We start from the raw sequence: 13142 nt of genomic DNA on the forward strand, positions 1-13142 counted from the left end.
TCGCCACGATCATCGTCCGGAATGCGACCGGACAATATCCCCCGATCGGAGGGGGACCGTGTCCACCAGTCGGCGTCGGAGCGGGTGCGCTCGTCCCCCTACCCGTACGCGGCGACGACGAGTGCCGCCATCGCCGTCAGCCCGGAATGGTTGGGGTGTAGTGGCATCGCTGACGATTGCGGAACGAGACCTTCGAACCACCGTCGATCGGATCCCGCGCATGCGTCGTGTCCCCGCGCGGCGCCGGCCACGTCGACGAAGTATGCCCCGTTCGTGCGCGCCGCATCGGCGAGAACCGCGTTCATCCTCAGGAAGAACCGCACGACCCAGGCGGCGTCGGCGTCGCTCATGGGAGCGTACGGCCAGCAACCGTGGTCACCGAAGATGCCGCCGTGCCCCACCAGGAGCACCGCCGCGGCGGGAGCCTTCGCGGTGATCGCGGCCAGGGCGACCGACACTTTCGGGCCGAGCGCGGCGAGTGCGATGTCCACTCGCCTCGCTGTGGTGGCGTCGGATCGGCAGTGCGCGTCGAGTCCCGGCGCGAGCGTGTAGCACGGCTCGACCAGCGACGACCACGCGATGTCGTTTCCGCCGATGCTGACCGTGACGAGTGTCGTGTCCGGCCGGAGCGCATCGATCTGCGGTGGCTGCGGTCCTGTCAAGGTGAATTGTGGAGTGTCCGTAATATTTTCAGTCTTCGCCCCGGCGCACGTCTGGTTGGCGAACGTCACCGCATGCAGGGTGTCGGCGACGATCTGCGGGTAGCTGTCCGAGGTACGGAAGCAACCGTCGCGGAGTGAGAGCGGGTCGCTGAGCGAACCGGTGGCGCGCGAATCCCCCAGGGCGACGTACCGGATGGCCGAACCGGGCGCGGCTTGCACCACGGCATGCGGGGACCACAGAAGCGTCAGGGCCACCACGAGCCCGAACAGCACCGCTCGCGGAATCGCGTTCACGACAATGTCCGGTGCCGGGCCGGGTCATTTTTCGTCATTGCTCATCATATTGCGGGGCCACTCCCCCCGCACCGGATCCGCGACAACGGATCATTGCAGGTCGGACGGTCGTCGATCAGGGTGTTGTGGGCGCGGTGAGCGGCTTCAGGCCGCACGCCGCGGCGGAGCCCAGCGACTCGATGCCGAACGCGGTGTTGATGCGCGTCATGAGATTCGCCACCGCGACGCACGCGGTCAACTCCACCAACCCTGCCTCGGGGGCGTATCGATCGATCAGGAATCGAGAAGCGCCGGTCGCCGAACCGTCGTTAGAGTGACAACCATGATCTTGAACTGGTGCGATGCGTTCCAGTTGCCAGGTTGAGCCGCCGAACATCCCACCGGAAGGACGTGACGAAGATGAAGACGATGACGTGCAAGCAGATGGGTGGGCCGTGCGATGCCCCGTTCCACGGGGACAAGGCGGACGAGGTGATCAAGGCGCAGGACAGCCATCTGAAAGAGATGGTCGCGCAGGGAGATGAAACGCACCGGAGCGCCTTGGAGAGCATGCAGGGCAGGTGGAAGCGTCCCGTGTCGGGCATGGGATGGTATCTGAAGACGAAGAAGGCTTTTGCCGCTCTTCCCGAGGACTGACCTGCCATTTCGTCCGGCTGACCGCGGGCACGCAGGGTCCATACCATTGGATAAGTTACTAATCGATGGTATGGACCCTGCGTGACATCGGCTGACGCGGATAGCTGTGGCCTGCCGTCGCCTACGAGCAGCGCCCGTGGACCAGCACCGCGGGCGATTTCGGATCTCGGCGCGAGAAACGCCTCACGGTCGGCCCCTACCGTGCGTCGCGGACCACACCGTCACGCTCAGCAGCGAATTGCAGGCGCTGACCGAAGAAGCGGCGACCGAGCCCACCCGTTTCGACGTCGAGATCGGTCACCTCACCGCTCCCTTCGCCTCGATCCTGCTGCGCATCGAGAGCGCGTCGAGTTCGGAGATCGAGAATTTCACCAGCGGGGGCGCGGCAGATCGCGCTGGCCGAACTCGGCGAGCACGCCTCCCGCAATGCCCGATTGATCGTCGGAAACGTCCGGGCATGCAGACCGCGTTGGAGTTGTCCGACGCCATCGACGCCGAGGCGATCCTGCGGATGCACCGTGCGCTGCTCGAGCGTGACGATCCGAACATTGCCGGTGTGTGGCGGCAGCAGCACGTCTGGATCGGCGGGGGAAATCTCGGGCCGCACACCGCGCAATTCGTGCCCCCACACCATGGCCGGGTTCCGGCACTGATCGACGACTTGATCGTTTTCGCGAACCGGGTCGACGTGCCGGTGATCGCGCAGATCGCGGTGGCTCATGCGCAATTCGAGACCATCCACCCGTTCCCCGACGGCAACGGGCGCGTCGGACGTGCCTTGATTCAGGCGATGCTGCGCGGTGGTCAACTCACGCGCAGCGTTGCCGTTCCGGTGTCCGCGGGACTGCTGCACGACACCGCACAGTATTTCGAGGCGCTCGGCGAGTACCGGTCGGGGAACGTCGAGCCGATCGTGCGTTCCATCGCGGAAGCATCGTTCGGTGCGGTAGCCAACGGCCGCATCCTCGTTCAGGACCTCGAGTCGATTCGCGCTGACTGGCGCACCCGCATGATGGCGCGGCGGTGCACCGGCTCGTCGACTTCCTGCTCCGCCAACCGGTGGTGGACGGCCGACTCGTCGCGTCCGCCCTCGGGGTGACCGGCGCCACCGCGCAGATCGCGAGCGACAAGTTGGTGGACGCGGGGATACTCACCCAGATCACCGACGGACGACGGAACCGGATCTGGCAGGCCACGGACGTCGTCCGTGTGCTGGACGAGTTCGCCGCCGCGACAAACGCCGCCGGCAGGCGCAGGATGGACCACGCTGCGACACGACGGTGAGCCGAGCTCGACGCCGATCTGGTACCTACGAACGCTCCGGAACTGGAACTGTCGCGGAACCGGCGCAGTGCTTCATAGTGATTACCGTCACGTTCTCTGGAGGAGGAGCAGCAGCTCCCCCAATGTAGGGCTGTAGGAATCGGATTCCTGCCCGTTCACTCGGCAGGAGTCTACCGATGACAAGTCCACGCATCGAACCCGTCGGCCCCATCTCGGGCCAAGACCTTCCCCGGTACGCCGGGTATTCGACGTTCGCCCGCCTGCCTCGCGCTGATGAGGTTTCCCATGTCGGCGTGGGCATCCTGGGAGTCCCATTCGACGCAGGCGTCACCTACCGGCCCGGCGCGCGATTCGGCCCGGGTCACATCCGGCAGGCGTCGCGTGTGCTCCGGCCGTACAACCCGGAGCTGGGCGTCGACCCCTTCAGGTCCATGCAGGTGGCCGACTGTGGTGATGTCGGGTGTAACCCCTTCGCAATCGGGGAGGCGCTGGGGCAGATCGAGCGGGCCGCCGATTCGCATCTCAGCGTGGGCACTCGTCTGGTCGTTCTCGGCGGCGACCACACGGTCGCCCTGCCGGTCCTTCGTTCGATCGCCAAACAATACGGCCCGGTGGCTGTCGTCCACTTCGACGCACACCTCGATACCTGGGACACCTATTTCGGCGAGGCCTACACCCATGGGACACCGTTCCGGCGCGCATCCGAAGAGGGCTTGATCGACAGGCAAGCCAGCGTCCACATCGGTACCCGCGGTCCGATCTACAGCGCCGTCGACCTGAGTATGGACCGAGAACTCGGCTTCATTCCGATTCATGCGCGAGAGTTCACGCGCACTCCACTCGACCGCATTATCGATCGAGTGCTGGAACGGGTCGGTTCTCGTCCCGTGTACGTGTCCGTCGACATCGACGTGTTGGATCCCGCGCACGCCCCGGGAACGGGAACACCGGAGCCCGGTGGTCTGACGAGTCGTGAACTGCTGGAAATGATCCGGAGTTTCTCGCAGGCCCGCCTGGTCTCTGCGGACATCGTCGAGGTGTCGCCGGCGTACGACCACGCCGAGATCACCGCGCTCGCCGCTTCCTCCGTGGCTTATGAGCTGCTCTCGGTCATGGCCTGCACGCCGCGTTGAGGTAAGCCCCGACCCGGTCCCAGGTTCCGGCTCCGCATATTCAAACTCTCAGCGTCACTGCACCAGGCGACCTCGCTCGTGTGCAGCAGACCACCGCTCTCTTACTCGACCTCACAGTACGGAGACACCCGTGAAGAAGACCCCTACACCAGACCAACCGCCGGCAACCGAACGCCCTCCCAAGAAGTTCGGCGTCGAGCACCGTTCCATCGGCTTCGTGCCGACGACCGAACGATACGGCCGGCCGTTGAATCAGTTCACGCTGTGGTTCGGGTCGAACCTGCAGGTTACGGCGGTGGTCACCGGGGCCCTGGCTGTCGTGCTCGGAGGTGACGTCGTGTGGTCGATCATCGGGCTCCTGCTGGGGCAGGTTCTCGGGGGCGTTGTGATGGCGCTGCACTCGGTGCAGGGCCCGCGGCTCGGACTTCCCCAGATGATCTCGAGTCGGGCGCAGTTCGGTGTCTACGGGGCGATGATCCCGCTTGTCCTGGTCGTTGTCATGTACACCGGTTTTGCTGCGGGAGGCTCCGTGCTCGCCGGTCAGGCGGTCGCGGGGATCATTCACTCGTCGCACTGGCTGGGCATCGTCATATTCGGCGCGGCCACCGCAGTCATTGCGATCATCGGGTATCGCCTGATCCACGTGATGGGGCGCCTCAGCAGCATCATCGGATTTCTCGCGTTTGCCTATCTGACGTACCGGCTTCTGGCCGGCGCAGACCTGGGCATGCTTTTCAGCCACTCCTCGTTCTCGTTGGCCGGTTTCCTTCTCGCGATGTCGCTGTCCGCATCCTGGCAAATTGCCTACGGGCCCTACGTCGCCGACTATTCTCGGTATCTGCCCGCCGAGACGGCGGCGTGGAAAACCTTCGGTGCCACCTTCTCCGGTTCGGTCATCGCGTCACAGTGGTCGATGACGTTCGGCGTCTTCGCTGCTGCGCTCGCGGGACCCGCGTTCGTGGACAACGAGGTCGGCTTCATCGTGAGCCTCGGCGGCGCAGGTGTAATTGCCACCGTGCTGTACTGCGTGATCGCACTGGGAAAACTCACGGTCAACGTGCTGAATGCGTATGGCGGCTTCATGTCCCTGGTTACCACGGTGACCGGATTTCTCGGTCACCGGGAGATACCGCAGAGAGCGCGAGTTGCCTGTGTCGCCGTCATCATGCTGTGCGCAACGGTGATTGCGCTCCTTGCGAGTGACAACTTCCTCACGTCGTTCTCGACGTTCCTCTTGTTCCTCTTGGCCTTCTTCACTCCGTGGAGTGCCATCAACCTCGTCGACTTCTATTGCGTGACGAAAGAGGACTACGACGTACCAGCGCTGACCGACCCGGACGGACGGTACGGGCGCTGGAACACCGTGGCTCTCACAACCTACGCAGTCGGCCTGATTGCTCAGCTACCGTTCCTCTACACGTCCTTCTACTCGGGGCCGATGGTGGCCGTCCTCGGGCACACGGACATCTCGTGGATCGTCGGCCTGATCGTCCCCGGCGCCATCTATTACGTGTGGGCACGACGGGATCGATCGATGGTCCCCGATCGCCTGATCCTGCCCGGCGACGAGTCCGCGCCGGATGACCAGCACACCGTCGTGGAGTCGGCAGGCGTGGACGGGATTCTGACCCACGTACCGGCCCGACAAGCATGAAGTGGAACGACGACTTTCGGGCCGCCGGTGGAAAACTGAAATAGGCTGTGCGAGGTGGACATTGTCGATGCTCATCATCATTTCATCAACGTTCGGGATCTTACGTACCCGTGGATCGACAACCGCCCGCCCGCACTGACCGCCCTGCTGCCGAATTACTATGACGCTGCGCACCGGTACCTGCCGCGCGACTACCGGGCGGAGGTCGACGGCATCCCCGTCACCGCGTCGGTCGCGTGTGAGTTCGGTGCCGCAGACGGTGTCGCGGAGGCCATGTGGGTGCAGCACTGCGCCGACCGTTCCGGAGTTCCGGACGCCTTCATCGCGGCCGCGCAACTCGATTCGGGTGATCTGTCCGATGTTCTCGCGCGTTATCGGGATCTGCCGACGGTCCGGGCGGTTCGCCAGCCCCTGTACTGGGCGGCCGACCCCACCAAGCGTCTGGGTGCGCGCGGCGACTACCTGTCGGACCCCGATTGGCTGCGCGGGTTCGAGCAGGTCGCCGATGCGGGGCTCGTATGGGATCTGCTCGTCTACGACGAGCAGTTACCCGCCGCTCACGATCTCATTGCCTCGTTTCCCGACACCACGTTCGTGTTGGAGGCCGCGGGTTGGCCGATCGACCTCACTGCCGAGGGCTTCGCCCGCTGGGAAGAACGCCTCCGTGCGGTGAGCCGGTTTCCGAACGTCGTCCTCAAGCTGCAGGGAATCGCCCTCATCTTCGGAACATCCCTCGATGCCGTCGGCCGATGGATTCGGGCGGCGGTCGGGATCTTCGGCGCCGGGCGGTGCATGTTCGCTTCCCATTACCCGATCGACCATCTGCTGTGGGACGGCCGAACCATGGTGTCCACCATCCAGGCGGCCCTCGGTGATCTGTCGCCGACAGACCGAGTGCTGTTCTTCGGTGACACCGCCCGGCGGGTGTACCGCCTGCCCGCCGCAAGTTGATCGCACGCCTACACCCCTCGGGACGCCTTTCGTCTACCGTCGCTCCCCTCTCGGCGCCGACTTCGTTCGGTCCTGCAGGTTCACGATCGCTGCCGCAGTGGACGCGATCGTCCGGTCACCGTCCTGGGTCAGCCGTTCGAGTGCCCGCCGCGCCGCGGTTCCGGGAATCTCGGCCAGGGCCTGCGTGATCCGCAACCGCGTGGGCACGTCCTCGGTGTTGTCGAGCCGGTCCTGCAGGGCCGAGGCGACGTCGTCGGCCGAGGGCGAAACGGTCGTCAGCCGGCCCAGCATCTCCGCAGCCTCGACATCGCGCCGTCCCTCGACCACCATCTCGACGAGGGCGGGCATCGAATCGAGGTGTCCGCGCGAGCCGAGAGCGAGAGCGGCCAACCCGCGGATCGTGACGTCCGGATCCTCGAGTGCTCGACCCAGATGCTCCGTTGCCTCCGGGGTATGGATTTCCGCGATCGCGGTCGCCGCCCGCCGCCGGACGGCGATCTCGTCGGCGTCGAGACCGACGGCCAGATCCGCGAGCCCCCGGCCGGCGACGCGCGTCAACGACCACTGCAGCGCTCCGGCCACATTGGCGTCGTCCTCCGACAGGATGGCTTTCACCAGCGCTTCGACGGGCAGCGACGTCGTCCCGCTCTGAGCCAGGACCGCTTGTTGACGACGCGCCGCGGACTCCGACTCCAGCGCATACAACAGGGTGACGATGCCCAGGACGTCCTCCCATTCGGCCGGCGAGGCCGCGTCGACGCGTTCGAGTCTGCCGAGCAGTTCCTCCTCGGCAGCGATCCGCCGGCGCGTGTGTCGGATGAGGTCTCCCACCAGATCGGCCGGTGCGAAATCGGGGTCGTCCAGTGCGCGCTTGGTCTCGGACAACGACAGTCCCAGAGTCCGCAGGCTCTCGACGTGGAAGAGCCGCCGGATGTCGTCGGCGGAGTACTCGCGGTAACCGCCGGAGGTGCGGCCCGTGGGCTCGACCAGCCCCAACGTGTCGTAGTGGCGCAACATCCGCGTGCTGACACCGCAACGCCGCGAGACCTCACCGATCAACATCCCATCTCCTCCTGCTATGTGTCGGGTCCGGCGACCGCGACGCGTGTGGCCATCTCGAGCGAGACGGCGAAGCTGCTGTCCGGGTCGTGGTACAGCTGCGTCGTCGCCTCCGAGTGCACACGAACGCGAGGGTCGAGACTCGTGCCGGCGGCGTCGAGGACCGGTAGGACGACGTCGCCGAGTTCCACCAGCGCACGACTCAGACTGAGCTGCACGTGCCGGTCGCCTCGTCCGAGTTGGGCTGCCAAATCGGATGCGAGCGCAGCCTCCTCACCGGGCGGCACGAGCGCTACGGCCGCCCGCCACGCGCTGCGGGCGACGTCGTCGTGCTCGTCGTGGAGCAGTGCCGACACCCCGGGCCACGCCTGCCGATCCCCGATCTTGGACAGGATGTGCAGCGACTGACTGCGGGCCTGCGCCGTGTCGGACCCGAGTTCCCGGACCAGTCTCGGCACCGTGATCTCGGCCGGCAGCCGGCACAACGCCCACGTCAGCATGTCGCGGACGAAGAAGTCCGGTTCGACGGCACACCGATCGACGAGAGCGTCCGTGAGATGGGGATCGGCGCGTGTGCCCGCGGATAGCGCGGCCCGTAGCCGACTCGACGGGTCGGCCGCCGCCAGAACGTCGACGAGGTGAGCATTCGGCCCACCGTGGTTGGTTGTGTTCACGACAACCACCTCCTTCGCCGACCATTCGAATCCTTCTCACTGTGTCAGGGTCAAGCCTCGCTCGGCGGACGGTGGCCGTCGGTGATGTCAGCGCTCGGCGGGGTCGAGGTCGTCGGAGCGCCCGGCGGTCAGGCGGGACCACTGCGCGGTGGGCCGTCCGTCGGTGCGCATGATGTCCCGTGTGCGGCGCTCCCAATGCCGCGGCCAACCGCTCGGCGAGTCTTCCCACGTTTCCTGACGGCCGTACACGGTCATGTCGAGTAGCCCGTACGTCGGCGCCATCGGTTCCAGGCCGCGGCCGCTGGTCCAGAACGTTTCGAACACCCTGTCCTGCTGTCGCAGATAGCAGACGAGAGGTGCCGGGGATCGTGGGCGATCACCGAGCAGGGCATCCGCGGCGTTCTGCGCGGAGTACCAGGGCACGTCCCAGCCCATGAAGTCGCGGTAGCGCAGGCTCCCGTCGTACGGGCCCTGGCACAGCGTGGCGTACGTGACGTCGCGGGAGTGCAGGTACGACAGCTCGCGCACCTGGCCGTTGAAGAACGTGCAGCCCTCGCATTGTTCGGCCGCGGGGTGGTCGGCGTGCCACATGTGGAAATACGCGATCAGCTGGTTGCGGCCCTCGAACACGTCCGGCAGCGGGACCGGCCCGTGCGGGCCGACGACGGTGACGGTGGGGTCCACCTCGACCATCGGCAGCCGTCGGCGGGCCGCGGCGATCGCGTCGCCTTCGTGGGTGTGCGCCTTCTCCCGGACCCGCAGCACGTCCAGTTCGGCCTGGTAGGCGGCGCGGTCGACGACGGACGGTGCCGGTGGGGTCGTGTCGGTGTTCACGAGATTTTCCTTTCATCCAGGTTGCCTGTCACCTCACCGACGAACGACACCTCCGGGGATCGACAACGACCGCGAAGAAGATTCTCCGATTCTTCAGAGCTCGCGCAGGCGGCTGGTCAGGTAGCGGCGCTCGGCCTCGGTCGGCGCCAGCTGCAGGGCTTGCTCGTACGCGGCCTCGGCCTCGGCGGCGCGGCCGTCCCGGCGGAGCAGGTCGGCCCGGGTCGCGGGCAGCAGGTAGTAGCGGTCGAGTCGGCCGGATGCGGTGATCTCGTCGACCAGGGCCAGGCCGGCCGGAATGCCGTCGGCCATCGCGACCGCCACGGCGCGGTTGAGATCCACGACCGGTGACGGCGCCAGCCGCGCCAACTCGGTGTACAGGGCCGCGATCTGCGGCCAGTCGGTGCTCGCCGTGTCGGCGGCGGTGGCATGGCAGGCGGCGATCGCGGCCTGAACCTGGTAGCCGCCGGTGTGTCCCAGAGCCAGCGCCTGGTCGAGCGTCGCCACTCCCTCGGCGATGAGCGCCCGGTCCCACCGAGATCGGTCCTGGTCCTCCAGCGTGACCAATACTCCGCCGTCTTTGCGTGTCGCCCGACGGGATTCGTGCAGCAGCATCAGCGCCAGTAGACCGCGAGGTTCGGGTTCGGAGGGCATCAGCCGGACCAGGAGCCGGGCAAGCCGGATGGCCTCGAACGTCAGGGCCCGGCCGTCCTCCTCGTCGTAGCCCTGGTTGAAGATCAGGTAGAGCACCGCCAGGACGGCGGCCAGTCGCGGGGACAGCAGCTCGACGGGCGGTACCCGATACGGGATACCGGCCTCCCGGATCTTGCGTTTGGCGCGGACCAGTCGCTGCGCCATCGTGGCCTCGGCGGTCAGGAAGGCCCGAGCGATCTCGCCGGTGCTCAAACCGGCCAACGTCCGCAGCGTGAGCGCCACCCGGGCCGGAAACGGCAGCGCCGGATGGCAGCAGGTGAAGATCAGCCGCAACCGCTCGTCGGGGATTTCCTCCGGTGGCTCGTCCGGCTCGCGGGACAGCACCGCGAGCTGACGCATCTTGCCCGCACCCGTGGCATCGCGGCGCAGCCGATCGATCGCGCGGTTCCGCGCCGTCGTGGTGAGCCAGGCACCGGGCCGGCTCGGAACTCCGTCACGCGCCCAGCTCGTTACCGCGGCAGCGAATGCTTCCTGCGCACAGTCCTCGGCCAGATCCCAATCCCCGGTCGACCCGATCAGGGTCGCCACCACCTGACCCCACTCGTCCCGGAACGCCGCATCGACCGCCGCACGCACTCGGTCGCCGGACGCCGTCATTCCCAGACGGGACGGACCTCGACGCCGCCCCACCGCGCGTAGGGATGCCCGGCAGCGATCTCGATTGCCTCGTCCAGATTCGCGCACTCGACCATCACGAAACCGCCGACGAAGTCCTTGGTCTCGGCGAACGGCCCATCCGAGACCAGCGTCTCACCGTCGCGGACCCGGACCGTCGTGGCATCCACCACCGGCCGCAACCGCCGGCCGACGAGTAGACCGCCACGCCGTTGCACGTCCGCCCACCACGCCTGGTGCACCGGATCGGCTGCGAGCTCCTCGTTCGTCGGCGATACCGACTCGTCGTCGCAGATCAACAGCACATACTTCATGGACACGATTTTGCCCGAACCGGTGTCATCACGGCGCCGGACCGGAGGACGCCATGATGACCACGCCGAACGACCCGACCACCGCGCTGCCCGCTCGCCCGCCGATCGTCGACCTCACCACCTGGCAGACCGCCCGGGATGCACTGCTGGTCCGCGAGAAGGCCCACCGCGCCTTCGGCGGCAGCTGCCCTCCAGACTGTGACGTCGGGAGATGAACCGGGGCAGGACGCGAGGACTCCGGCGGTCGCCATTCGCCTCCCACGCGGCGGCTCCGACGGTAGATTCTCGTATCGCTGCTCCCGCAAGATTCCCGCTCGCCGAAGGGATCGTCCGTCATGAGTAAGCCCTCTCGTCGGTGGGTGCACCGCGCCACCTCTGCGGCGCTCGCCGTCGCCATCGGATTCGCCACCCTGTCCTGCGGATCGGAGGACAGCAGCAGCGGCGGAACCGCGTCGCCCACCCCGCAATCCCCCGACGCCGCGAAAATCGAAGAGATCGTCCGCGAGAAGATGACCGCGCTCGACCTCACCTCCGCCGTCTTCGGTGCGTGGCGCGGCGACGAGCAGATCGCCGTGGGCGCACTCGGCGGATCCCCGATCGGAGTTTCCGCAACGCCCGATATGCAGCTGCGGGTGGGCCAGCCGATGGAACCGATGCTGTCGACGGTGCTGCTGCAACTCGACAAGGACGGCGTCGTCCCCCTGGACAAGCCGATCGCCGAATGGGTCCCCGACTTCCCCCGCGCCGACAAGATCACCCCGCGGATGCTTGCGAACGGCACCACGGGCATCTCGGACTACGTCACCAACCCCGAATTCCTGAAACAGTTCTACGCCAACCCGATGGCGGGTTTCACCGCGCAGCAGATCTTCGACCTGGCCAACTCGAGGCCGCCGCTGTTCGAGCCCGGCACCAGTTGGGCCTACGCCCACAGCGACCTGTGCCTGCTCGGCGTGGTTCTGGAGAAGGCCACCGGCCAGCCCCTCGGCGACCTCATCGAGCAGCGCATCCTTGATCCGCTCGACATGAACAGCACCGACGTCGTGCTCACGCCCCAGATGACACAGCCGACACTGCACGGCTACACCAATGAACGTGGCGTCTTCGAGGACTCCACGTTCTGGAACCCCACCGCATTCCTCAACAGCGGCAACATGAACTCCACCCTCTCCGACGTCGCCGTGTGGGTGCGTGCCCTCGCCGCAGGCAAGCTGCTCTCGGCCGAGCAGTTCACCGAGATGATGGCGCCGAAGACGGCCGGTCTGGGACCACTGACGCCGCAGAAGTACTTCGCGTACGGGGTCGTCCACATCGACGACTGGCTCTACATGAACCCGGCATTCGGTGGCTACAACGGCGTCGCCTTCTACGACACGAAGACCGACACGACAATCGTCGTCTACTGCACACTGGGCCCGAAAGCCAACGCCGACACCAACAACGCCGTCCCCATCGGCACCGACATCGGCACACTGCTCGTTCCCGACCGTCCCCCGAAAGTCTGATCAGTCCTGGAACGTCATCCTCTGGAGCCGGCGTACGCTGAGTCGGACCGAGAGGCAGGAGCCGACGTGGCCGAGACGACGCCGACCGGAACGACGGTCGCTGACGTGATGGGTGAGCTGGGCGAACTCGAAGACCCGAAGTCGCGCGCGGTGAACGAGAAGCACGGTGACGACCACGGGGTGAACCTCAGCAAGCTGCGTGCGCTCGCCAAGCGGTTGAAGACTCAGCAGGACCTCGCCCGCGAGCTGTGGGAGACCGACGACACCGCGGCGAAGCTTCTGGCGATCCTGATATGCCGGCCGAAGGCGTTCGAGCGTGACGAGTTGGACACGATGCTGCGCCAGGCGCGCACCCCGAAGGTGCACGACTGGCTCGTCAACTACGTCGTGAAGAAGAACCCGCACGCCGAAGAGCTGCGCGTGGCATGGTCCGCCGATCCGGATCCCGTGGTGGCGAGCGCCGGTTGGGCGCTGACCACCGAGCGCGTGGCGAAGAAACCCGATGGTCTGGACCTCGCGGGGCTGCTCGACATCATCGAGGCAGAGATGAAGGACGCCCCGGATCGCCTGCAGTGGGCGATGAACCACTGCCTGGCCCAGATCGGAATCGAACGCGCCGAGCACCGCGCCCGCGCGATCGACATCGGTGAGCGGCTGGGGGTGCTCGAGGACTACCCGACACCCCCGAATTGCACTTCACCGTTCGCGCCCATCTGGATCACCGAGATGGTGCGCCGACAGCACGACAAACAGGACGGCAAATAAACAGGTCACGATCCGCGTCACCCTGACGCAGAGCGCCGGCTGCGCTGGCTC

16 protein-coding genes are annotated in these 13142 nt (G+C 66.6%); 9 read left to right on the forward strand and 7 right to left on the reverse strand.

The features are described from left to right. Positions 1-98 precede the first annotated feature (98 nt). Together H0B43_RS01795 and H0B43_RS42430 are read right to left on the reverse strand one after the other, a co-directional pair. Positions 99-956: an SGNH/GDSL hydrolase family protein gene (locus H0B43_RS01795; protein WP_185729558.1), complete on the reverse strand. Its 858-nt coding sequence runs from the start codon at positions 954-956 to the stop codon at positions 99-101. Between the two features lie 115 nt (positions 957-1071). Next, positions 1072-1200 (reverse strand): hypothetical protein, encoded by a 129-nt coding sequence (locus tag H0B43_RS42430; RefSeq protein WP_282555450.1) that lies wholly within the window; start codon positions 1198-1200, stop codon positions 1072-1074. Positions 1201-1355: 155 nt separating this feature from the next. Between H0B43_RS42430 and H0B43_RS01805 the strand changes: the two genes are divergently transcribed. From H0B43_RS01805 to H0B43_RS01825, 6 genes are all read left to right on the forward strand, one after another. Beyond that, positions 1356-1592 (forward strand): hypothetical protein, encoded by a 237-nt coding sequence (locus H0B43_RS01805; RefSeq protein ID WP_141475301.1) that lies wholly within the window; start codon positions 1356-1358, stop codon positions 1590-1592. Between the two features lie 457 nt (positions 1593-2049). Continuing rightward, the gene (locus H0B43_RS42435; RefSeq protein WP_282555449.1) at positions 2050-2691 is read left to right on the forward strand and encodes a Fic family protein; all 642 of its coding nucleotides are present in this window, start codon (positions 2050-2052) and stop codon (positions 2689-2691) included. Continuing rightward, complete coding sequence (locus H0B43_RS41285; protein WP_252190864.1) at positions 2688-2876, forward strand: hypothetical protein; 189 nt, start codon at positions 2688-2690, stop codon at positions 2874-2876. Before H0B43_RS42435 ends, H0B43_RS41285 begins: the two co-directional genes overlap by 4 nt. A 176-nt stretch (positions 2877-3052) precedes the next feature. Continuing rightward, positions 3053-4009 (forward strand): agmatinase, encoded by a 957-nt coding sequence (gene speB / locus H0B43_RS01815; RefSeq protein WP_185729557.1) that lies wholly within the window; start codon positions 3053-3055, stop codon positions 4007-4009. A 217-nt stretch (positions 4010-4226) separates the two neighbouring features. Further along, positions 4227-5663 (forward strand): purine-cytosine permease family protein, encoded by a 1437-nt coding sequence (locus tag H0B43_RS01820; protein WP_397517525.1) that lies wholly within the window; start codon positions 4227-4229, stop codon positions 5661-5663. A 45-nt stretch (positions 5664-5708) separates the two neighbouring features. After that, complete coding sequence (locus tag H0B43_RS01825; protein WP_185730144.1) at positions 5709-6614, forward strand: amidohydrolase; 906 nt, start codon at positions 5709-5711, stop codon at positions 6612-6614. A 33-nt stretch (positions 6615-6647) separates the two neighbouring features. Here the strand turns inward: H0B43_RS01825 and H0B43_RS01830 are convergent, their stop codons facing one another. From H0B43_RS01830 to H0B43_RS01850, 5 genes are all read right to left on the reverse strand, one after another. Then, positions 6648-7676, reverse strand: coding sequence for a HEAT repeat domain-containing protein (locus H0B43_RS01830; protein WP_185729555.1), 1029 nt, complete (start codon positions 7674-7676; stop codon positions 6648-6650). Positions 7677-7690: 14 nt separating this feature from the next. After that, positions 7691-8356 (reverse strand): HEAT repeat domain-containing protein, encoded by a 666-nt coding sequence (locus H0B43_RS01835; RefSeq protein ID WP_185729554.1) that lies wholly within the window; start codon positions 8354-8356, stop codon positions 7691-7693. Between the two features lie 78 nt (positions 8357-8434). Next, positions 8435-9181, reverse strand: coding sequence for a DUF899 family protein (locus tag H0B43_RS01840; protein ID WP_185729553.1), 747 nt, complete (start codon positions 9179-9181; stop codon positions 8435-8437). 93 nt (positions 9182-9274) lie between these two features. Further along, the gene (locus H0B43_RS01845; protein ID WP_185729552.1) at positions 9275-10489 is read right to left on the reverse strand and encodes an RNA polymerase sigma factor; all 1215 of its coding nucleotides are present in this window, start codon (positions 10487-10489) and stop codon (positions 9275-9277) included. Then, positions 10486-10821 (reverse strand): YciI family protein, encoded by a 336-nt coding sequence (locus tag H0B43_RS01850; protein ID WP_185729551.1) that lies wholly within the window; start codon positions 10819-10821, stop codon positions 10486-10488. The genes H0B43_RS01845 and H0B43_RS01850 overlap by 4 nt, the downstream gene beginning before the upstream one ends. 53 nt (positions 10822-10874) lie before the next feature. Between H0B43_RS01850 and H0B43_RS01855 the strand changes: the two genes are divergently transcribed. The 3 genes from H0B43_RS01855 to H0B43_RS01865 all read left to right on the forward strand — a co-directional run bounded on the left by H0B43_RS01855 (position 10875) and on the right by H0B43_RS01865 (position 13091). Further along, positions 10875-11036: a hypothetical protein gene (locus H0B43_RS01855; protein ID WP_213015029.1), complete on the forward strand. Its 162-nt coding sequence runs from the start codon at positions 10875-10877 to the stop codon at positions 11034-11036. 120 nt (positions 11037-11156) lie between these two features. After that, entirely contained in the window at positions 11157-12326 is a 1170-nt protein-coding gene (locus H0B43_RS01860) for a serine hydrolase (protein WP_185729550.1), read from the forward strand. A gap of 66 nt (positions 12327-12392) precedes the next feature. Then, on the forward strand, positions 12393-13091 hold the full coding sequence (locus H0B43_RS01865; protein WP_185729549.1) for a DNA alkylation repair protein: 699 nt from the start codon (positions 12393-12395) through the stop codon (positions 13089-13091). The last annotated feature ends 51 nt before the right edge of the window (positions 13092-13142 follow it).

This window comes from Rhodococcus sp. 4CII (assembly GCF_014256275.1).
GTDB lineage: Bacteria > Actinomycetota > Actinomycetes > Mycobacteriales > Mycobacteriaceae > Rhodococcus_F > Rhodococcus_F wratislaviensis_A.

Coding starts and splice junctions, on each gene's coding strand:
- H0B43_RS01845 (WP_185729552.1), bottom strand. CDS start 10,489: ATGACGGCGTCCGGCGACCGAGTGCGTGCGGCGGTCGATGCGGCGTTC.
- H0B43_RS42435 (WP_282555449.1), top strand. CDS start 2,050: ATGCAGACCGCGTTGGAGTTGTCCGACGCCATCGACGCCGAGGCGATC.
- H0B43_RS01830 (WP_185729555.1), bottom strand. CDS start 7,676: ATGTTGATCGGTGAGGTCTCGCGGCGTTGCGGTGTCAGCACGCGGATG.
- H0B43_RS01860 (WP_185729550.1), top strand. CDS start 11,157: ATGAGTAAGCCCTCTCGTCGGTGGGTGCACCGCGCCACCTCTGCGGCG.
- H0B43_RS01855 (WP_213015029.1), top strand. CDS start 10,875: ATGATGACCACGCCGAACGACCCGACCACCGCGCTGCCCGCTCGCCCG.
- speB (WP_185729557.1), top strand. CDS start 3,053: ATGACAAGTCCACGCATCGAACCCGTCGGCCCCATCTCGGGCCAAGAC.
- H0B43_RS01805 (WP_141475301.1), top strand. CDS start 1,356: ATGAAGACGATGACGTGCAAGCAGATGGGTGGGCCGTGCGATGCCCCG.
- H0B43_RS01850 (WP_185729551.1), bottom strand. CDS start 10,821: ATGAAGTATGTGCTGTTGATCTGCGACGACGAGTCGGTATCGCCGACG.